This window comes from Paucibacter sp. JuS9 (assembly GCF_044043925.2).
Taxonomy (GTDB): domain Bacteria; phylum Pseudomonadota; class Gammaproteobacteria; order Burkholderiales; family Burkholderiaceae_C; genus JAUASW01.
In genome coordinates, this window is the sequence record NZ_CP194172.1 from 4,660,401 (window position 1) to 4,678,563 (window position 18,163).

An 18,163-nucleotide genomic window follows, 5' to 3' on the forward strand; every position below is an offset into this window, starting at 1 on the left:
TCACTGCTCGCTGCTCACTGTGCACGGCTACTTGCGCTCGACGATCTTCGCCGGCTCCTTCAGGAGCGAATTGAAACGCGCGGCGGCCTCTTCGGCTTCCGCTCGCGAGCCATAGGGGCCCGCCATCAACTGGTGCTGCCCGCCTTGCTTGAAGACCGTCAAGAGTGGTGCCAGCGCCGGCTCGTCACCCACCAGCAGGCTGCGGAAGGCGTCCGCGCCATCAAGCAGCTTGAAGGTGCCGAGCTGCAGCCAGATCCTGCCGCTGCTGCTGGCGGCAGTGTTCAGCGTCTCGCGCTGCGGCGCGCCCACAGGCTCCTGCGCCACGTAGACCGGTGGCGGTTCCTTGGCATCGCGCTTCCATGCGCCGCTGCGGATCTGCTCGGCCGTCAGCCGCTCCACCTCCACCGGCGCCACGCCGCGCAGCAGGTCGAGCTTCAGGGCCGCGGTATAGCTGAGGTCGATCACACGCCCCGGATGGAAGGGGCCGCGGTCGTTGATGCGCACGACCACCTCGCGGCCATTGGCCGGGTTGCGCACCCGCGCATAGCTGGGGATGGGCATGGTCGCGTGGGCCGCCGTCATCGCATACATGTTGTAGACCTCGCCATTGGCGGTCGGCCGGCCATGGAACTTCTTGCCATACCAGGAGGCCAGGCCGCGCTGCACCAGGGGCTTGTCCTCGACGAAGGGCTGGTAGCGAACGCCCTCGATCTCGTAGGGCTTGTTGGGACCGGAGAGGCGCACCAGCTCGACCTTGGGCACTGCGTCCGGCACCGTCATCAGATTGCTGGGCGGGTTGGTTTCCGGCCCGTCGCGGCCCGTCGCTGGCGTACTCGATCCCTGCGTCAGCGCGCGCGTGGCGCAGCCGCCGAGAGCGGCCAGCAGGGCGAGCGAGCAAAGAAGGGCGACGAGTCGGCGCATCGGGCGCGATGGTAGCCTCCCGGGCATGAGCGATTACATCTTCCCGCCAGCCCCCCAGGCTTCGGTGGCCGTGCGTGGCCGAGGCGAGCGCTACGCCGTCTCCCGCATCTTCTGCGTCGGCCGCAACTACGCGGCCCATGCCCGCGAGATGGGTTCCGACCCGGACCGCGAGCCGCCGTTCTTCTTCTGCAAGCCCGCCAGCGCGCTGTTCCCGTCTGGCGGCACGGTGGCCTATCCGCCGGGCACCCGCAATTTCCACTACGAGATGGAGCTGGTCATCGCCTTGGGCGCGCCGGTGTTCAAGGCCGGCGCCGAAGAGGCGAAGGCGGCCCTCTGGGGCTATGCGGCGGGCCTGGACATGACGCGGCGCGACCTGCAGAACGAGGCCAAGGCGACCGGGCGTCCCTGGGACTTCGGCAAGGCCTTCGAACAATCGGCGGTCATCAGCGAGCTCGTGCCCGCGGCCGGGATCGGCCACCCGATGGCGGGTGCCATCATGCTGTCGGTGAACGGGGAGGAACGGCAGCGCGGCGACCTGTCGGACATGATCTGGAACTCCGCCGAGATCGTGGCCAATCTCTCGCAGTACTACCACCTGGGCCCGGGCGACCTGATCTACACCGGGACGCCCGAAGGCGTGGGTCCGGTCAAGCCGGGCGACCAGCTGCAAGGCCTGATCGAAGGCGTGGCCGCGCTCACGCTGACAATTGGCGAACCCGAATAAGCAAGAAGAAGAACCCCATGTTCGATCACAACGAAACCCTGGACGAAGCGCGGCAGCGCAATATCCGCGAGGCCTTGTTCGAGGACATCGGCGTCTGCGACTGGACCGCGCAGCTGGTGCCGGCCGGCCGCCGCGTGCGCGCCCACGTGCGGGTGCGCGAGAACGCCGTGCTCTGCGGCCGCGAATGGTTTGACGGCGTGTTCGCCGCGATGGACGGCACGGCCCGCATCGACTGGCAATACGCGGAGGGCGCTGACATGGCGGCCGACAGCATCGTGTGCCGCATCGAGGCGGACGGCCGCGCGCTCTTGTCGGCCGAGCGGCCCGCCCTGAACTTGCTGCAGCTGATGTCGGCCACCGCGAGCCTCACGCGAGCGCATGCCCGCGCCATCGAGGGCGCCAGCCCCAACCCGCGCGGCTGCGCCGTGCTCGACACCCGCAAGACCATCCCGGGCTTGCGCCTGGCGCAGAAGTACGCGGTGCGGGTCGGCGGCGGTGCCAACCAGCGCCTGGCGCTGTACGACGGCATCCTGATCAAGGAGAACCACATCGCCGCGGCCGGTGGCGTGGGCGCCGCCTTGCGGGCGGCGCAGGCCATGAACGCGAACGTCGGCATCCAGGTCGAGGTCGAATCGATTGCCGAGCTGCGCGAAGCGCTCGATGCCGGTGCGGTCAGCGTGCTGCTGGACAACTTCAGCGAAGCGGCAATGCGCGAGGCCGTGGCCTTGAACGCCGCGAAGGGGAATCAGGCGCTGCTCGAAGTCTCCGGTGGGGTGGCAATCGACCAGCTGCGCTGGATTGCCGCCACCGGTGTTGATCGCATCTCCATAGGCCGTCTCACTAAGGACGTGAAAGCCGTGGACTATTCAATGCGCGTGGAAAATCCGGTCTGATGAGCCCTGCGCCGCGCAGCTTCAGCGACCTTCCAGCACCGGCCGGACTGCCATTGCTGGGCCAGATCTTCCAGGTGCGGCCGGCCCGCATGCATCAGCAGCTGGAGCAATGGGCGCGCGAGCTGGGGCCGTTCTACCGCGTGCACCTGGGGCGGCAGAAGTTGCTGGTGGTGGGCGACCACCAGGCCGTGGCCCAAGTGTTGAAGGACAGGCCCGAGGGCTTCCGGCGCACGCCCAGGCTGCAGCAACTCTGGACCGAGCTGGGCCTGCCCATCGGCCTGTTTGGCGCCAACGGCGATGTCTGGAAGCGCCAACGTCGCATGGTGATGGCTGGTTTCGACCCCGCCCACATACGCGGTTATTTTCCGAGCATGCAGGGCGTCAGTGATCGGCTTGGCGGGCGCTGGCGCAAAGCGGCGCACGGCGGCCAGATGATCGACCTGCAGTCGGACCTGATGCGCTACACGGTCGACACCATTGCCGGCCTGGCCTTTGGTGCCGAGGTCAACACCCTGGAGTCGGATGCGGACCGCATCCAGCAGCATCTGGACAAGCTGTTTCCTGCGGTGTTCGACCGGCTCCTGAAGCCCTTGCCGACCTGGCGCTGGTGGCCGAGCCAGGCCGACCGCGAGCTGGCGGCCAGCATCGTCGAGATCAAGTCCGCCGTGGCCGGCTTCATCGCGCTGGCGCGGCAGCGTTTGCTTGATCAGCCCGAGCTGCGCGAGCATCCCCGCAACCTGCTCGAGGCCATGATCGTGGCCGCCGACCAGCCCGACAGCGGTATCGACGACGAGCAGGTGGCGGGCAATGTGCTGACCATGCTCCTGGCCGGCGAAGACACGACGGCCAATACCCTGGCCTGGATGATCGACCTGCTGTGGCGCCATCCGGCTGCTCTGCAGAAGGCCACGGACGAAGTGCGCGCCGCGCTGGCCGCGCCAGGTGGCCTGAGCAGCATCGACAGCTACGCAGGCCTTGATTTCCTCGACGCCTGCACGCAAGAGACAATGCGCTTGAAGCCGGTCGCGCCGGTCCTGCCGTTCCAGGCGCTGCGCGACACGGTGATTGGTGATGTGCAGGTCAAGGCCGGCACCCTGATCGTCTGCCTGATGCGCCGCGACAGCGTGAGCGCGAGTCACGTGGAGCGCGCCGATGCATTCGAGCCGGAGCGCTGGCTCAGCGAGGGCGCGGGCACCGTGCATTCGGCCAAGCGCATCAGCATGCCTTTCGGGGCCGGGCCGCGCATCTGCCCGGGGCGCTACCTTGCGCTGCTGGAGATCAAGATGGCGATGGCAGCGCTGCTTGGCAACTTCGACATCGAGGCCCTCAGCACGCCCGACGGCGGCCCGGCGCGCGAGCTCATGGCCTTCACGATGGCGCCGGTCGGCCTGGCAATGAAGTTGCGCGAACGCATCGCGTGACGGCGGCCCCGCTAACATCGCCACTCCCTTCAACAAGGAGTGGCGATGCGTTTTCTGGCTTCCGTTTTGCTGATGATGGCCTGTGCCCAGGCGGCCACCGATGGCCTGGTCGGCACGCTGGCCGTGGCCCGGCGCGAACCGGTGCTGGGCTGGGAGCTGGAGCTGGGTTACCGCGCGACGCTGGGCCCGCTGTCGCTGAGCCTGATGCCGGTGGGCGGCATCCTTTACCAGAACAGCACACCCGGGCGCTTTCGGTCCGAGCAGCGCGGCAGCGGCACGAATATCGGCTATGCCTGCGTGGACACGCAAAGCGGCCAGACCACCTTTGCCGGCTTCTGCGCCGGTCGGCTCAGCTACGCGGGCAGCGTGTCGGCCGACCTGCGCCTGTTTGGCGATTCGGAGATGGCCCTGCACCTGGGCGGCGGCGTGCGACTGGGTCGCGAGAACGACGGCTTCGGCCTCCTGAGCCTGGTAAGCAATCGCACCGGCGTCGGCCTGCAGGTGCGTGCCGGCCCGAGCTATTGGTCAATAGGTGGCAGCTACCGCTATTGAGGCGTGGCGCAGTGTCCGCCCGCCCTACTTGTTGAACCAGTCCTCGTCCGGCAGCTTCTCGAAGGTCTTGCGCAGGCCTTCACCCCAGCCGCGGCGCAGCTTGTTGAAGTACGGGTCGTCGGCCGTGATGCGATGCGGGTCGGCCGGCGCGAAGCTGTCGGTCTTGTAGAGCAGCATGTCGATGGGCAGGCCCACCGAGAGGTTGCTGCGTATCGTCGAATCGAATGAGATCAGCGTGCACTTGGCCGCTTCCTTCAGCGAGGTCTTCGGCTTGATCACGCGGTCGATGATGGGCTTGCCGTACTTGCTCTCGCCGATCTGGAAGTAGGGCGTGTCCTCGCAGGCCTCGATGAAGTTGCCCTGCGCATAGACATGGAAGAGCCGCGGCGCTTCGCCGCGAATCTGGCCGCCGACGATGAAGTTGCCGCCGAAGTCCACACCCTGGCCCAGCGACTGGGCATCGGCATCGCGGGCCACCACCTCCTTGACCGTGCGGCCCACCAGCTCGGCCACGTCGTACATGCTCGGGCACTTGAACAGGTGTTCTTCCTGTCCTTTCAGGCGCTGTGTGAGGAGGCTGATCACGCTCTGCGTGGTGGCCAGGTTGCCGGCGCTCAGGAGCACGATGAGGCGTTCGCCCGGCTGCTCGAACACGCTCATCTTGCGGAAGGTGGCAATGTGGTCCACGCCCGCATTGGTGCGCGAATCACTGGCGAACAGCAGGCCGGCTTCCAGCCGCATGGCAACGCAATAGGTCATGACGCGATTATCCGCAGGGAATCAGCTGGCCTGCAGGTAGGCGCCGCGGATCGCCTCGCTCAGGGCGGCAGACTCATCCAGAAAGCCGGTCAGCCAGCGGTGCAGGCCTTGCTCGAGGATCTCGTCCACCGAGCCGTATTCCAGGCGCAGGGCCAGCTGCCCGGCGCGCTTCTTGACCACGCGGCCGGCGTCCAGCGCGCCCTGGTTGGCTTCGATCTTCGGGAGGATGGCGACGATCTCGTCGCAGCAGGCGCGCAGGCTCCGGGGCACGTCGGGGCGCAGGATCAGGAGCTCGGTGACGCGGCGGCCCTCCAGGCTGTCGCGGTAGATCGCGTGATAGGCCTCGAAGGCCGAGAGCGAGCGCAAGAGCGCGCTCCAGGCATAGAAGTCGGGCGCGCTGTCGCTGGCCACTTCCACCGGCGCCAAGGTCTCGACCGCCGGTTCGATCAACTGCGATTTCACGTCCAGCAGGCGTGCCGTGTTGTCGGCCCGCTCGATGAAGGTGCCCAGGCGGATGAACATATAGGCGTCGTTGCGCTGCAAGGTGCCGTAGGTGGCGCCGCGGAACAGGTGCGAGCGCTCCTTCACCCAGTCGAAGAAGCTGGAGACGCTCGGGATGCCGCGCTTCGGGAAGCTGCGGCCTTCCAGCCAGGTGCTGTTGATGGCCTCCCACATCTCGGCCGTGATCTGGCCGCGCACCGCATGGGCGTTCTCGCGCGCGGAGCGCAGGCAGCTCAGGACCGAGGCCGGGTTGTCCAGGTCCAGCGCCATGAAGTTGAAGAGATGCTCGGCATCGAGCTGCGGATGCCGCGCGCTGTAGTCCTGCAGGGCGCCGGTCACGGCCAGCGGCGCGGCCAGTTCGGTGCGCGCGCCGTGCGACTGCGGCAGCATCGACAGCGATTGGGTCACGTCGAGCATGCGCACCAGGTTCTCGGCGCGTTCGACATAGCGGCTCATCCAATAGAGCTGGGAGGCGGTGCGAGACAGCATGATCAGGACTCCCGCCGGGCTGCCCCAAGGGAGGCCTGCGCCCCCTCGGGGAGCAGAGAACGAAGTGAACGTGGGGGCTTCATATCAACTTTCCAGAATCCAGGTGTCCTTGGTGCCGCCGCCTTGGCTGCTGTTCACCACCAATGAGCCTTCCTTCAAGGCCACGCGCGTGAGCCCGCCGGCCACCATCGTGATCTCCCGCCCGGTCAACACGAACGGCCGCAGGTCGATATGTCGGGGCGCGATGCCGCTCTCCACGAAGGTGGGGCAGCTCGAGAGGCACAGCGTTGGCTGCGCGATGTAGTTGCTCGGGTTGGCCTTGACGCGCAGCTTGAAGTCCTCGACCTCGGCAGCCGTGGCGGCCGGGCCGACCAGCATGCCGTAGCCGCCGGCGCCATGCACTTCCTTCACCACAAGGTCTTTCATGTGGTTCAAGACATGGTCGAGGTCCGCGCTCTTGCGGCATTGCCAGGTCGGCACGTTGTGCAGGATCGGCTCCTCGCCCAGGTAGAAGCGGATCATGTCCGGCACATAGGGGTAGATGGACTTGTCGTCCGCCACGCCGGTGCCGATGGCGTTCGCCAGGATCAGGTGGCCCTTCTGGTAGACCGAGAGCAGCCCCGGCACGCCCAGCATCGAATCGGCACGGAAGGCCAGCGGGTCGAGGAAGGCGTCGTCGATGCGGCGGTAGATCACGTCCACCCGCTTGGGGCCGACCGTGGTGCGCATGTAGAGCCAGTCGTCCTTGACGAACAGGTCCTGGCCCTCGACCAGCTCCACACCCATCTGCTGCGCCAGGAAGGCATGCTCGAAGTAGGCGGAGTTGAAGGGGCCGGGCGTCAGCACCACGGCGGTCGGGTTCTCCTCAAGGCTGGCATGGCGCAGCGTGTTGAGCAGCAGCGTCGGGTAGTGCGCCACCGGCGCCACCGCATAGCGCGAGAACAGCTCGGGGAAGAGCCGCATCATCATCTTGCGGTTCTCCAGCATGTAGCTCACACCGCTGGGCACGCGCAGGTTGTCTTCCAGCACGTAATAGCCGCCGTCGGAATGGCGGATCAGGTCGACGCCGGTGATGTGGGCATAGATGCCATGCGGCAGGTCCAGGCCCTGCATCGCCTGCTGGTACTGCGCATTGCCCAGCACCTGCTCGGTCGGTATCAGGCCGGCCTTGAGGATTTCATGGTCGTGATAGATGTCCCAGAGAAAGCGGTTCAGTGCCGTGACCCGCTGGCGCAGGCCCTTTTCCAGCATCTGCCATTCCGAGGCCGGCACGATGCGGGGCACCATGTCGAAGGGAATCAGCCGCTCGGCGCCGGCCTCGTCGCCATAGACGGCGAAGGTGATGCCGACCTTGTGGAACAGCAGGTCGGCCTCGGCGCGCTTCTTGGCCAGGGTCTCGGCCGACTGCGCCTGCAGCCAGCCGCCGAAAGCGCCGTAGTGTTGGCGGAGGGCACCACCGGCCTCCAGCATCTCGTCGTAGTGGCCGGCGGGCGGCAGGGTCAGCGCATGCATGGGGAACAACTCCGAAAGGCTCAGATCCATCAATGCAAGGCCCGTGCCTGTTTGATGGCTGATCTGAGCAGCAAGCATGAACCTTGTTGGTGCCGAAAGCCAGTGCGCCTGCATCTGGTGCCTGCCGCGTGTGCCAGCTTGGTGCGCCAGGTCTTGCCTGCGGGGCGTGCGGGCAAAAAAAGAGCCTCGGACCTTGCGGCCCGAGGCTGAATCCATCCTTGGGGGATAGAGGAGACAACTGCAGTTGATGTTGCAGTCGCACATAACGTGCCAGGTCTTGCCTGGCTGGGCGATATTCGCCAGCCGCTGCCTCAAAGCTGCCCTCAGAGTTGCCCTCAGAGTTGCTTGAAGCGGTGCGAATAGGCCGGGCTGACCTCCAGCGACTCGGGCCGGCTCTTCAGCGTGATGCTGAGCTTGCCGCTCAAGGCCCGGCTGACCGACTTGATGGCATGGGCATTGACGATGGTCGAGCGGTGCACCTGCCAGAAGTGCTCGCCGTCCAGTCGCTGGATCAGCTCCTTCAAGGGCACCGAGATCAGGGCCTCGGTGTCGGCAGTGACCACGGCCACGTATTTGTTGTCGGCGCGGAAATAGACCACGTCGTCCACCGTGATCAGTTGCAGCTCGCGGCCGCGCTGCACGGTGATCCAGCGCAAGGCCTCGGTGCCGGCCGGCGCGGCCTGCGCTTTGAGCCCGCCAAGGTCGGCCGGTTGCTGCGGCAGCCGCTCCTTCAGGCGCAGCAGGGTCTTGGCCATGCGCGCCGGGTCCAGCGGCTTCAGGAGGTAGCCGACCGCACCTTCGTCGAAGGCCTGCACCGCATAGCGCTCATGCGCCGTGATGAAGACGACGTGGGCACGGCGGCCAATCAATTGCGCCACCTCAAGGCCGGAGAGCCCGGGCATCTGCACGTCCAGGAAGCAGACCTCGGGCTGCAATTGCTCCACCAGGCGCAAGGCCTCATGGCCGTCGCGAGCGATGGCCACGACCTGGGCCTCGGGCCATTGGCGCAAGAGCTCCTCGCGGATTTCGCTGGCGAGCAGCGCTTCGTCTTCGGCGATCAGGATGCGGGTCATGGCGCGATCAGGGCGTGGCAATGGGGATGGGCCAGTTCAGCTTGAACAGCGGCATCTCGTTGGCGGCCAGTGTCAGTGAAGACTGATTGCCGTGCACGGCCCGCAGGCGCTGGTTCAGCTCGGCCATCGGCACGCGTGCGGCGGCGGCTTGTGTCCGCTCGGCATCTGGCCCGAGCGCCTGCAGCCACAGCTCGGCACGTCCCTCGGCGGCCAGCAGCGACAGGCTCCACAGCGTGGTGCCCTCATCGAGCAACGGCCGCACCAGCGGCAGCAAGACCATGGGCGCCAGCGGCCATTCCGGTGGGTCGTTCAGGCCGGCCAGATGCAGCCGCTCGGTGCTCCTGGCATCGGCGCTGACCAGGCTCGCATAGGAGCGCAAGGCGACAAGCTCGCGGGCCAGTGTCGACAGTTCGGCTTCCACATGCGGCTGCAAGGCGCGCAGCAGCTCGATCAAGGCCGCCAGCCGGGCCTGGCCGCGGGCTGGCTGCTCCAGCAGCTCGGTGTCGATGGTGGCCAGGCGCTCCGACAGCAGCGCCGGGTCGACGCGCGCCTGCAGCGCCAGCAATTGCGCCGCCGCCAGCTTGCGCTCGCGCTCGGCGGCTTCTTCCTGCAGCGACTTCAGCCGTGCCTGTGCACGCCGCGAGTAGCGCTGCTGCAGATAGACCGTCATGCCCAGCGAATGCCAGATGAAGCTGCTGCCGGCCAGCCTGAAGTCTTCCTTGCGTCCCCACCAGTCTGCCTTGCCGAGCACCGGGTAAAGCGACGGTGCGATGACCCAGACCCCCAGGCCTATGGTCAGGAGCAGCACAGCCGGGTAAGCCAGCAAGGCGGGCAGCTTTCGCGTGTCGACCAGCTCATTGGCCAGACGCGTGAGGAGCACCGCCGGCAGGCCGAACTGCAGGACGTTGTAGGTCAAGGCGGTGAGCACGCCGTCCGCAGGGTTGCCCAGGGGCGTGCCGTTGGCGACCAGCGTTCCGCCGCCCACCAGCAGCACCCAGCCGAGATCGCCGCGCGCGAATTTCACTGCCATGGCAGATGCACCCTGGCGATCAGGCCGGTCGGCTGGTTGAGGTGCAGGCTGAGCTTGGCGCGGGGCCCGTGCAGCGCCGCCAGGCGGGCGCGCAGCGTGGCCAGGCCGGTGCCGCCGCCCGTGCTGGCCGACATGCCGGCCCCGGTGTCGGCCACCTCCAGCACCAATTGGCCCGGCTGCTCAGGGTCAGGTCGTGCGCTCACGCAGATCTCGCCGCCATCGACCTGCGGCGTGATGCCATGCTTGATGGCGTTCTCGGCGAGCGTCAGCAAGCAGGTCGAGGGCACGATGACTGCTTCCAGGCCGGGCGCGATGTCAAAGCGCAATGTCAGCCGGTCCGGCCCGATGCGGCGCTGGTGCAGAGCGAGGAAGGCGCGCACCAGCTCAAGCTCCCGGGCGAGCGGAGTTTCAGGCTGGCGCAACTCGGGCAGCGCGGCAGCAAGGTAGACCCGCAGGTCGGACAGCATCGCGCGGGCGGCCTGGACATCGGTGTGGGCGAGGCGGCGCAGATGGGCCAGCGTATTGAAAAGGAAGTGCGGCTCGACCTGGGCTTGCAGCAGCGCGGTACGGGCCTGGTCGAGCTGGCGGGCGAGGGCCGGCGCGTTGTGGCGCAGCGATTCCGCATCCGCCTCGCCCCTGCGGCGGCGTTGGCGGTACTCGACGGCGAGGCAGGCCACCGCCGCGACGCTGGCGTGTACCTGCAGGTCGTACCAGCTGCTGGGCGTGAACCCGCCGCCCGACAGCCCCAGCATCCTGCCGAGCAAGGGCGACAGCAAGGTCAGCACGAAGATCTGCAACCCGAGGGCGCGCGGGCGCTGCTCGGCAGCATCGGGCAGCCAATGCTGCGTCAGGCTGGCAAGCAGCCACAGGCACCAGATCCAGCACGCCACGCAGACGCCGGTATGGAAGCGGCTGCGCAGCCGGATGCCGCAATGCTCACCATCGATCAGGCGGCAGCCGATCAGCTCTGGCAGTACCCACGCCGCTCCCAGCACCAGGCTCAGGCCCGCCGCGATCAGCATCTCGCGGCGCTCGGGGCGTGTCAGGCGCAGCAGGCGGGCCAGGGGCATGGGTTCAGCGGACCTCGGAAATGGCAATCATCGGCGCCGAAGCCTTGGCCAGGCTGGTCGGTGCAGTTTCTGCGAAGCGGATATTAAGCACGTAGCGCTGCGGCGTACCGCCCTTGCAGTCCAGCGAGTAGAGCGCACTGCGCACGAAGCTGCGGTAGCGGCGGTGGCCGTCGACCGAGATCGGTCGCACCTGGCCGCGGGCATTGACCTCGAACTCGGCGCGGACCTCGCCCTCGCTGCCGATGCGCTGCATGGGGGTGGCCAGCAGTTCGGGCAGTTGCTCGGCGGCCTGGGGGCAGGCGGCGGGTTCTGCGGACCTGGCGGGGCCGGCAGACCCGGCGGCCCCTGCAAAAGAGACCGGTGCGGCCAGAGCCAGCGCGGCGACGAGGGTGGTCAGGGTGCTTGATTTCATGGGGGACTCCGGCAAAGTTGTTCGGTGGCGCAAAGTTACGCACCCAGGCCCGGCCGGTCACGGCCGGCCGGACGAAGCCTGGAATTCATCCGACGAAGCGGGCTGGAAGCCTGACGGTGAAGGTGAGAATGGCGGTGGCGCCGGCAAGAACTGCTGGCGCCGACTTGGCCGACAACACGGAAGTCCTGATCCATGATGCGTGGCATTCGACGTAGGCGAGGCTTGCTGTCTGCAGCGTTCGGACTGCTATTCCTTGCGCAGGCGCAGGCGCGCTGCCCGGCGCAGCTGCGCATCGGCTTCCTGGACTATGAGCTGGCCCCGCTGCTGCTGGGCCGGGACAAGTCCCAGCCGCCGCAAGGCAAGCTGGTGGATTGGGTGCGCCAGGCGGTGGTCAGGGCGGGTTGCACATCGTCGCGGCTGGAGCTGCTGCGCTTTCCCATCATCCGGGGCCGCGAGCTGCTGTCGCGCAACGAAATCGACATCTGGGCCGTGGCCTTCCCGGGGGCCGACCTGCTGGCCATCGGTGCCTTGCCCATGGATGGCGAGGCGGTCGACCCGCAACTTGGCTTCTACTCGGCCAGCTATTCGCTCTACATAGATAGTCGTGACACCACGGTGAGCTGGAATGGCAGCAAGCTCAGCGGCCCGGACGATCTGCGCGTCGGCGTGGCGCCGGTGCCGGCGCTGCGGGCCCTGGTGGCCGAGCGCAACTGGACGCCCGAGAACGGCATGGACACGCAGAACGTGCTGAACAAGCTGGTCTCGGGCCGCAGCACCGTGGCCATCCTGCCTGACCTGATCATGAGCACCCAGACGCCCGAGGTGCTGGAGCGCCTGCGCCGGCTCACCCCGCCGGTGCTGACCAGCTGGTACTACTCGGTCGCCAGCAAGGATCTGCTGCGCCGCCATCCGGCTTTCATCAAGAACTACTGGCTGGAGATGTGCCGCGCCGGGCGGGCGGACCAGCAGATCAAGGCGCCTTGCCGGGAATGAATCGCCCCGGGGTCGACTTGCCGGAAGCGATGCGCAAAGCCTCGCCTGAATACTGTTTATTCATACAGTATTTGCGCTAGACTGGCCGCACCCGTTAGTGGCCAGGAGTGCCCCATGCTTTTGAACCTGAATGACCCCGACAGCATCGTCAGCTGGTGGCTGACCTTCCCGCAGCGGCACGACGCCTATCTCGACTACGTGGCCCGGCATTCGCCGCAGTTCGGCCCGGCCATCCGTCAGGCCCGCCAGCAGCTGAGGGCCGACCCCCGGCTGCGAAAGCTGCTGGAGCAGGCCACCCAGGCGGCGCAGGCCGCACAGGCCGAAGTATTGGCCCGACAGCTGCCCGAAACCGAAGGCGATTGGGACGATGACAGCCAGGCATCGGTGTCCACCTATCTGGAGATGGCCCACTGAGGCGGGCGCTGCCCGCAGCGATTGCAGTTGCTGGACGTCGACTTGAAGACACAGCATTTGGGCTTGGCCGCCAGACGGCCAGGCCCTTTTTTGCATTCAGCGGCCCTGTACCATCGCCGCGATGAGCCACAAGCCCACCACCGTCAAGCAGCTGGCCGAGTTCTCGGTACTGATCGATGTGCGCTCGCCGGCCGAGTACGCCCTAGACCACATTCCGGGCGCCATCAATTGCCCGGTGCTGAACGATGAAGAGCGCCGCATCGTGGGCACCACCTATGTCCAGGTCTCGGCCTTCGAGGCCCGCAAGATCGGCGGCGCCATGGTGGCACGCAACATCGCCCGCCATCTCGACGCGCTGTTCCGCGACAAACCCAAGGAATGGCGCCCGCTCCTCTATTGCTGGCGAGGCGGCATGCGCAGCGGCAGCTTCGTCAACTGGCTGCGCCTTGTGGGCTGGGATGCGCAGCAGCTCCAGGGCGGCTACAAGGCCTGGCGCGGGCACGTCATCGAGCAGATCGAGCAGATCGCACCCCGGCTTGCGCTGCGCGTGCTGTGCGGCCCGACCGGCAGCGCCAAGACGCGCGTGCTGCAGGCCCTGGCGGCACAAGGTGCTCAGGTGCTCGACCTGGAAGACCTGGCGGCCCATCGGGGCTCCGTGCTCGGTGCCATGCCGGACCGGCCGCAGCCTTCGCAGAAAGCCTTCGAGACGCAGCTGATGCACCGCATGGCCGACTTTGATCTCGGCCAGCCGGTCTGGATCGAAGCCGAGAGCCGGCGCATCGGCCGCCTCAACGTGCCCGAACCCCTCCTGCAGCGCCTGCGCGAGAGCCCCGTCGTCGAGATCGATGCCACGCCGGTAGCGCGGCTCGACTACCTGCTGCGCGACTACGCCTGGCTGGGCCAGGATCGCCAGGCCCTGGCCGACAAGCTCGGCACCCTGCGCGAGCTGCTGGCCAAGGAAGTGTTGGCGCAATGGCAGGACTGGGCCCTGCAAGGCGCCCTGCCGGAGTTGTTCGCAGCGCTGATGGCGCAGCACTACGACCCGCTCTATGCCCGATCACAAGGACGCCATCTCGCGCGTCTTGCTCACGCCCAGCGCGTGCCCTGCACCGACCTGTCGGATACCGGCATCCTGGCACTGGCCGGCCGCATCGCCGCACTGGCGTTCAACCATCCTGAAGAGCCCCGATGACACCCTCCCAAGCCCCGCAACAACAAGTGCCGCGCCTGAGCTCGCTCTCCCATGGCGGCGGCTGCGGCTGCAAGATCGCGCCCGGTGTGCTGAGCGAAATCCTCAAGAAAACGCAGCATTTCCCGGTGCCCAAGGAGCTGCTTGTCGGCATCGAAACCTCGGACGATGCGGCGGTCTACCAGCTCAGCGACGAGATCGCGGTGATTGCCACCACCGACTTCTTCATGCCCATCGTCGATGACCCCTTCGACTTCGGCCGGATCGCCGCGACCAATGCGATCAGCGACGTCTACGCCATGGGCGGCACACCCATCATGGCGCTGGCGCTGGTGGGCATGCCGATCAATGTGTTGCCACTCGAGGTGATAGGCAAGATCCTGCAAGGCGGCGAATCGGTCTGCGGCCAGGCCGGTATCCCGATTGCCGGCGGCCACACGATCGACTCGGTCGAGCCGATCTACGGTCTGGTGGTGCTGGGTGTCGTGCATCCCAAGCGCATCAAGCGCAATTCAGACGCGCGGCCGGGCGACCGGCTCGTGCTTGGCAAGCCGCTGGGCGTGGGCATCCTGTCGGCAGCGCTCAAGAAGGAGGCTCTCGATGCCGAGGGCTACGCGCAGATGATTGCCACCACGACGCAGCTCAACAAGCCGGGCATCGAGCTTGCGGCCCTGGCCGGCGTCCATGCGATGACCGATGTCACCGGCTTCGGCCTGGCCGGCCATGCGCTGGAGCTGGCGCGCGGCGCGCAGGCCGATGTTGCAATCGACTGGCCGCGGGTGCCACTGCTGCCGGGCGTGCGCGAGCTCGCCGTGCGCGGCATGGTCACCGGCGCATCAGGCCGCAACTGGGCCAGCTACGGCTCGGAAGTGCTGCTGCCGGAGAGCTTGTCGGCCAGCGACCGAGCGCTCCTGACTGACCCCCAGACCAGCGGAGGCTTGCTGGTGTCCTGCGAAGCTGGCGCTGTGGAAGACGTGCTGCGCATCTTTCACCGTCACGGTTTCGACGCGGCCGCGGAAATCGGGACGGTGCTGCCAGCTGGGCCGCAGGGCAGTCAACTGAGGCTGGCGCAATAAAAAAGCTCGCACACCGTGCGAGCTTTTCATGCGAATCATGTCCATGGTGCGCCCGGTTGGGATCGAACCAACAACCCCTGCCTTCGGAGGGCAGTACTCTATCCATTGAGCTACGGGCGCCAAAGGCTGCGGATTCTAGCAGTGCCGTGAGCAATGCCTGGTCCGGGGGCGCAGGCGCTAGATATAATCCCTGGCTTTGTGTCCTGCCGGCCCTGGGGTCAGCGGGATCTGCGTGACCTGATTCAGGCCAGATTCAGTCCAAAGACAGCCGACGCCAAAGAGGATTTCATGAGCGGAACCCACGAACACCACGACGAAGCCCACGAAGGCCCGATCAAGACGCCCAAGCAACTGATCTGGGCAGTGGGCTTTGCCTTTGTTGTGCCGGTGATCGTCATCATCATGCTGGCCAACTATGTCGCCACCGCCACCAAGCCGGCCGCCGGTAGCGTGGGACTGGAAGATCAGGCCATCGCCGCCCGCATCCAGCCGGTGGGCAGCATCGAGATCAAGGACCTGAGCGACGCGGCTTCGATGAAGACCGGCGAGCAGGTGTTCCAGGCTCAATGCTCGGCCTGCCACACCAGCGGCGCCGCTGGCGCTCCCAAGCTGGGCGATGCCGCAGCCTGGGGCCCGCGCATCAAGACCGGTGTCGATGCGCTGGTGACCTCGGCCCTGAAAGGCAAGGGCAATATGGGCGCGCAGGGCGGCGGCGATTTCAGCGACTTTGAAATCCAGCGCGCCGTGGTCTACCTGGCCAACCAGGGCGGCGCCAAGTTCGACGAGCCCAAGGCACCGGCTGCAGCCGCTTCGGCCGCCAAGTAAGCGAGCCAGCGAGCCAGCGAGCGATCAAGCCCTCAGCGATCCTGCGGGATCCAAAGAGAAGCCGACCCTCGGGTCGGCTTTTTTGTGGGCGTCTTGGCGCGAAGGGTCGTCAGGGCGGTAGCGGTTTCAACTGCACCGCATGCCGGGCCAGCAAGTCGGCATGCCGCGCGGCTTGCGGCTGCCACAGCCCTTGCTCGACGGCCAGCGCCGCCTCATGCATGTCCATGCTGTGCACGATGCCCAGGCCCAAGCGCGTGGCGATGAAAAGCCGGTCCTGCTCGTCGAGCCAGCTGGCCTGCGCCTCGCAGGGCAGGCCGGTGTGGCTGCTGATCTGGCCACCGGCCGCGACGCGCCAGACCCAGGGCGCCGCCTCCAGCTCAACATAGACGCGCTGCGGCCCGTTCTGGAAGAACCAGCAGCCGGTCGCGTCGGCCGCGTAGTTGCGCTCAATGAACTCGATCAGCTTGCGGTGTTCGATGCGGCTGCCCTTGACCTGCGGAAACGGCCCGGCATGCTGGATGCGCTCGTCGCGCATGTACCAGTCGCCGCGCGCATCCAGCGCCAGCCAGCCATAGCAGTGCGGCACATTGGGCCACTTCTTCAACGCGGCTTCGACGATGGGGTCCATGGCTTGAGTCTAGAGCGCTAAAGAGAAGCTGACAGCCAATCGCACACGCGCTGCGGCACCTGCATCACGTGCCCTGGCGGCCAGCCACTGGGGAAGCCGACATGGCCGCCATGCGGCGGTTGCCACAGGCGCACCAGATCGTTGCCGACTTCTTCCTGGCTGGGCAGGCAGGCAGCGGGCACGAAGGGGTCGTTGCGGGCATTGAGCACCAGGGCCGGCACGCGGATGCGGTGCAGGTGCGGCTTGGCCGATCCGCGCGCCCAGTAGTCGTTGGTGTCTTTGTAGCCGTGCAGCGGCGCGGTGAAGAGCTTGTCGAACTCATAGAGGTCGCGTACCTCGCGCAGCCGCTCGCCGTCGAACAGCCCCGGGTGCTGCTCGAGCTTCTTCATGGCCTTGGGCACCATGCTGCGCAGGAACATGCGCGTATACACCAGGCGGTTGAAGCCACGGCCAATGGCCATGCCACAGGCCGCCAGGTCGATGGGCGAGCAGATCGAGCAGACGGCGCGGGCCGTGGCCGAGGCGCTGTCACCGGCCTCCTCGGCCCAGCGCAGGAGCGCATTGCCGCCGAGTGACACGCCTGCCGCAACCAGGGGGCCTGGATGCGCGGCCTTGAAGCGATCCAGCATCCAGCCGATTTCCTCGAAGTCACCCGAGTGGTAGGCGCGCGGCGCCAGGTTCAGCTCGCCCGAGCAGCCACGAAAGTGCGGCAGCGCAAACGCCCAGCCGCGCTCACGCGCGATGCTGGCAAAGGCCCTGGAGTAGTGGCTTTGCGAGCTGCCCTCGAGGCCATGGAACAGCACCAGCAAGGGCGCGTCGGGCGCCGACGGCGCATCGAGTCGGTCCACGTCGATAAAGTCGCCATCCGGCGTGGTCCAGCGCTCGCGCTTGAACTGCGGCGCATCGCTCCAGGAGCTGCGCGAGAACAGCGCCGGCCAGATCGTCTGCGCCTGGCCACCGGGCAGCCACAGCGGCGCGCGGTACTGCAAAGGGATCGGCTTGCTCAATGCAAGGTGGCCGGGCCTTCGCTCAGCTCCTGCACATCGCTGGCACTGCCGGGGCTCGCGTGGTGCAAGACCATGCGCCAGCCCAGAGCCGTCTTCATGTAGACGTTGCTTGCAATCACCCACGCGGTTTGTGCCTCGCCCTTGGCGCCGGCCACCTGCACGCGCTCAAGCACCTGGTGAATCGCCATGTCGCCGCTGTGCAGCTTGCGCACGCGCTCCGGGTGCGCATTGATCGGGCCGTGGCCGAACAGGGTTTCGAAGGCAGAGCGGATCGCGCCATGCCCCACCAGACGCGGGCCACCGGGATGGACGCAGGAGATCTCGTCCTCGTCGGACCACAGCGCCATCAGGCGGTCCAGGTCGGCGCGTTGCAGCGCTTCGTAGAACAGCGCTTCGCTGTCCTCGGGCGTCGAGGCCAGCAGTTGGGCGGCGGCTTGCGGGGGCAGCGGCATCGCGAGTTCAGTGCGCGTGGCCGAGCGTCTCGCCGGCCTTGAGCTTGTAGACGGTGCCGCAATAGGAGCACTTGCCGCCGCCTTCATGCGTCACGTCGATGAAGACGCGCGGGTGGTTGCTCCACAGCGGCATCTTGGGGTTGGGGCAGGCGACGACGCCGGGGCCCTGCACGTCCTTGGCCGTCACTTCGACGATGGCTTTGGCTTGATCGTTGGACATCT

At 67.2% G+C, this 18,163-nt stretch carries 21 protein-coding genes and 1 tRNA gene; 9 read left to right on the forward strand and 13 right to left on the reverse strand.

Annotated elements, in window-relative coordinates; all coding sequences use genetic code 11:
* Positions 1–27 precede the first annotated feature (27 nt).
* Positions 28–921 (reverse strand): septal ring lytic transglycosylase RlpA family protein, encoded by an 894-nt coding sequence (locus tag ABT392_RS20750; protein ID WP_395384684.1) that lies wholly within the window; start codon positions 919–921, stop codon positions 28–30.
* A gap of 25 nt (positions 922–946) precedes the next feature.
* Here ABT392_RS20750 and ABT392_RS20755 point away from each other — a divergent pair, with 25 nt between their 5' ends.
* From ABT392_RS20755 to ABT392_RS20770, 4 genes are read left to right on the forward strand one after another with little or no spacing between them, the layout of a single operon-like run.
* The gene (locus ABT392_RS20755; protein WP_395384683.1) at positions 947–1,645 is read left to right on the forward strand and encodes a fumarylacetoacetate hydrolase family protein; all 699 of its coding nucleotides are present in this window, start codon (positions 947–949) and stop codon (positions 1,643–1,645) included.
* Positions 1,646–1,662: 17 nt separating this feature from the next.
* Entirely contained in the window at positions 1,663–2,538 is an 876-nt protein-coding gene (nadC, locus tag ABT392_RS20760; protein ID WP_395384682.1) for a carboxylating nicotinate-nucleotide diphosphorylase, read from the forward strand.
* The gene (locus ABT392_RS20765) at positions 2,538–3,959 is read left to right on the forward strand and encodes a cytochrome P450 (RefSeq protein ID WP_334277736.1); all 1,422 of its coding nucleotides are present in this window, start codon (positions 2,538–2,540) and stop codon (positions 3,957–3,959) included. The genes nadC and ABT392_RS20765 overlap by 1 nt, the downstream gene beginning before the upstream one ends.
* Before the next feature lie 45 nt (positions 3,960–4,004).
* Positions 4,005–4,511 carry a hypothetical protein gene (locus ABT392_RS20770; protein WP_395384681.1) on the forward strand — a complete coding sequence of 169 codons (507 nt, stop codon included), beginning with the start codon at positions 4,005–4,007 and terminating at the stop codon, positions 4,509–4,511.
* Between the two features lie 24 nt (positions 4,512–4,535).
* On the opposite strand, the gene ABT392_RS20775 is transcribed toward ABT392_RS20770, so the two are convergent.
* The 7 genes from ABT392_RS20775 to ABT392_RS20805 all read right to left on the reverse strand — a co-directional run bounded on the left by ABT392_RS20775 (position 4,536) and on the right by ABT392_RS20805 (position 11,357).
* Positions 4,536–5,270, reverse strand: a complete 735-nt coding sequence (locus tag ABT392_RS20775; RefSeq protein WP_334277733.1) for a proteasome-type protease — start codon at positions 5,268–5,270, stop codon at positions 4,536–4,538.
* A 21-nt stretch (positions 5,271–5,291) separates the two neighbouring features.
* Positions 5,292–6,260, reverse strand: coding sequence for an alpha-E domain-containing protein (locus ABT392_RS20780; RefSeq protein ID WP_334277732.1), 969 nt, complete (start codon positions 6,258–6,260; stop codon positions 5,292–5,294).
* An 84-nt stretch (positions 6,261–6,344) separates the two neighbouring features.
* A complete protein-coding gene (locus tag ABT392_RS20785; protein ID WP_395384680.1) occupies positions 6,345–7,772 on the reverse strand; it encodes a circularly permuted type 2 ATP-grasp protein in 1,428 nt (475 codons plus the stop codon).
* A gap of 335 nt (positions 7,773–8,107) precedes the next feature.
* Positions 8,108–8,845 carry a LytR/AlgR family response regulator transcription factor gene (locus tag ABT392_RS20790; RefSeq protein WP_334277731.1) on the reverse strand — a complete coding sequence of 246 codons (738 nt, stop codon included), beginning with the start codon at positions 8,843–8,845 and terminating at the stop codon, positions 8,108–8,110.
* Positions 8,846–8,852: 7 nt separating this feature from the next.
* Complete coding sequence (locus ABT392_RS20795) at positions 8,853–9,875, reverse strand: hypothetical protein (RefSeq protein WP_334277730.1); 1,023 nt, start codon at positions 9,873–9,875, stop codon at positions 8,853–8,855.
* On the reverse strand, positions 9,866–10,945 hold the full coding sequence (locus tag ABT392_RS20800; RefSeq protein WP_334277729.1) for a sensor histidine kinase: 1,080 nt from the start codon (positions 10,943–10,945) through the stop codon (positions 9,866–9,868). The genes ABT392_RS20795 and ABT392_RS20800 overlap by 10 nt, the downstream gene beginning before the upstream one ends.
* A gap of 4 nt (positions 10,946–10,949) precedes the next feature.
* Positions 10,950–11,357, reverse strand: coding sequence for a hypothetical protein (locus tag ABT392_RS20805; RefSeq protein ID WP_334277728.1), 408 nt, complete (start codon positions 11,355–11,357; stop codon positions 10,950–10,952).
* Positions 11,358–11,579: 222 nt separating this feature from the next.
* On the opposite strand from ABT392_RS20805, the gene ABT392_RS20810 reads away from it, so the two are divergent.
* From ABT392_RS20810 to selD, 4 genes are all read left to right on the forward strand, one after another.
* Positions 11,580–12,350: a hypothetical protein gene (locus ABT392_RS20810; protein ID WP_395384679.1), complete on the forward strand. Its 771-nt coding sequence runs from the start codon at positions 11,580–11,582 to the stop codon at positions 12,348–12,350.
* A 114-nt stretch (positions 12,351–12,464) separates the two neighbouring features.
* On the forward strand, positions 12,465–12,764 hold the full coding sequence (locus ABT392_RS20815) for a hypothetical protein (protein ID WP_334277726.1): 300 nt from the start codon (positions 12,465–12,467) through the stop codon (positions 12,762–12,764).
* Between the two features lie 121 nt (positions 12,765–12,885).
* Entirely contained in the window at positions 12,886–13,956 is a 1,071-nt protein-coding gene (mnmH, locus tag ABT392_RS20820) for a tRNA 2-selenouridine(34) synthase MnmH (protein WP_334277725.1), read from the forward strand.
* Entirely contained in the window at positions 13,953–15,029 is a 1,077-nt protein-coding gene (gene selD / locus ABT392_RS20825) for a selenide, water dikinase SelD (protein WP_464970859.1), read from the forward strand. Before mnmH ends, selD begins: the two co-directional genes overlap by 4 nt.
* Positions 15,030–15,073: 44 nt before the next feature.
* Here selD and ABT392_RS20830 read toward each other — a convergent pair.
* A tRNA-Arg gene (locus ABT392_RS20830) sits at positions 15,074–15,149 on the reverse strand.
* Positions 15,150–15,317: 168 nt separating this feature from the next.
* On the opposite strand from ABT392_RS20830, the gene ABT392_RS20835 reads away from it, so the two are divergent.
* The gene (locus tag ABT392_RS20835) at positions 15,318–15,854 is read left to right on the forward strand and encodes a c-type cytochrome (RefSeq protein WP_334277723.1); all 537 of its coding nucleotides are present in this window, start codon (positions 15,318–15,320) and stop codon (positions 15,852–15,854) included.
* A 109-nt stretch (positions 15,855–15,963) separates the two neighbouring features.
* Here ABT392_RS20835 and ABT392_RS20840 read toward each other — a convergent pair whose 3' ends face one another.
* The 4 genes from ABT392_RS20840 to ABT392_RS20855 are packed head-to-tail and all read right to left on the reverse strand — an operon-like array spanning position 15,964 to position 18,161.
* Positions 15,964–16,482: a DUF2946 family protein gene (locus ABT392_RS20840; RefSeq protein WP_395384677.1), complete on the reverse strand. Its 519-nt coding sequence runs from the start codon at positions 16,480–16,482 to the stop codon at positions 15,964–15,966.
* Between the two features lie 17 nt (positions 16,483–16,499).
* Positions 16,500–17,489 (reverse strand): YheT family hydrolase, encoded by a 990-nt coding sequence (locus tag ABT392_RS20845; protein WP_395384676.1) that lies wholly within the window; start codon positions 17,487–17,489, stop codon positions 16,500–16,502.
* On the reverse strand, positions 17,486–17,941 hold the full coding sequence (locus tag ABT392_RS20850; RefSeq protein ID WP_395384675.1) for a YybH family protein: 456 nt from the start codon (positions 17,939–17,941) through the stop codon (positions 17,486–17,488). Before ABT392_RS20850 ends, ABT392_RS20845 begins: the two co-directional genes overlap by 4 nt.
* A gap of 7 nt (positions 17,942–17,948) precedes the next feature.
* Positions 17,949–18,161 (reverse strand): zinc-finger domain-containing protein, encoded by a 213-nt coding sequence (locus tag ABT392_RS20855; RefSeq protein ID WP_334277718.1) that lies wholly within the window; start codon positions 18,159–18,161, stop codon positions 17,949–17,951.
* Positions 18,162–18,163: the final 2 nt, after the last annotated feature.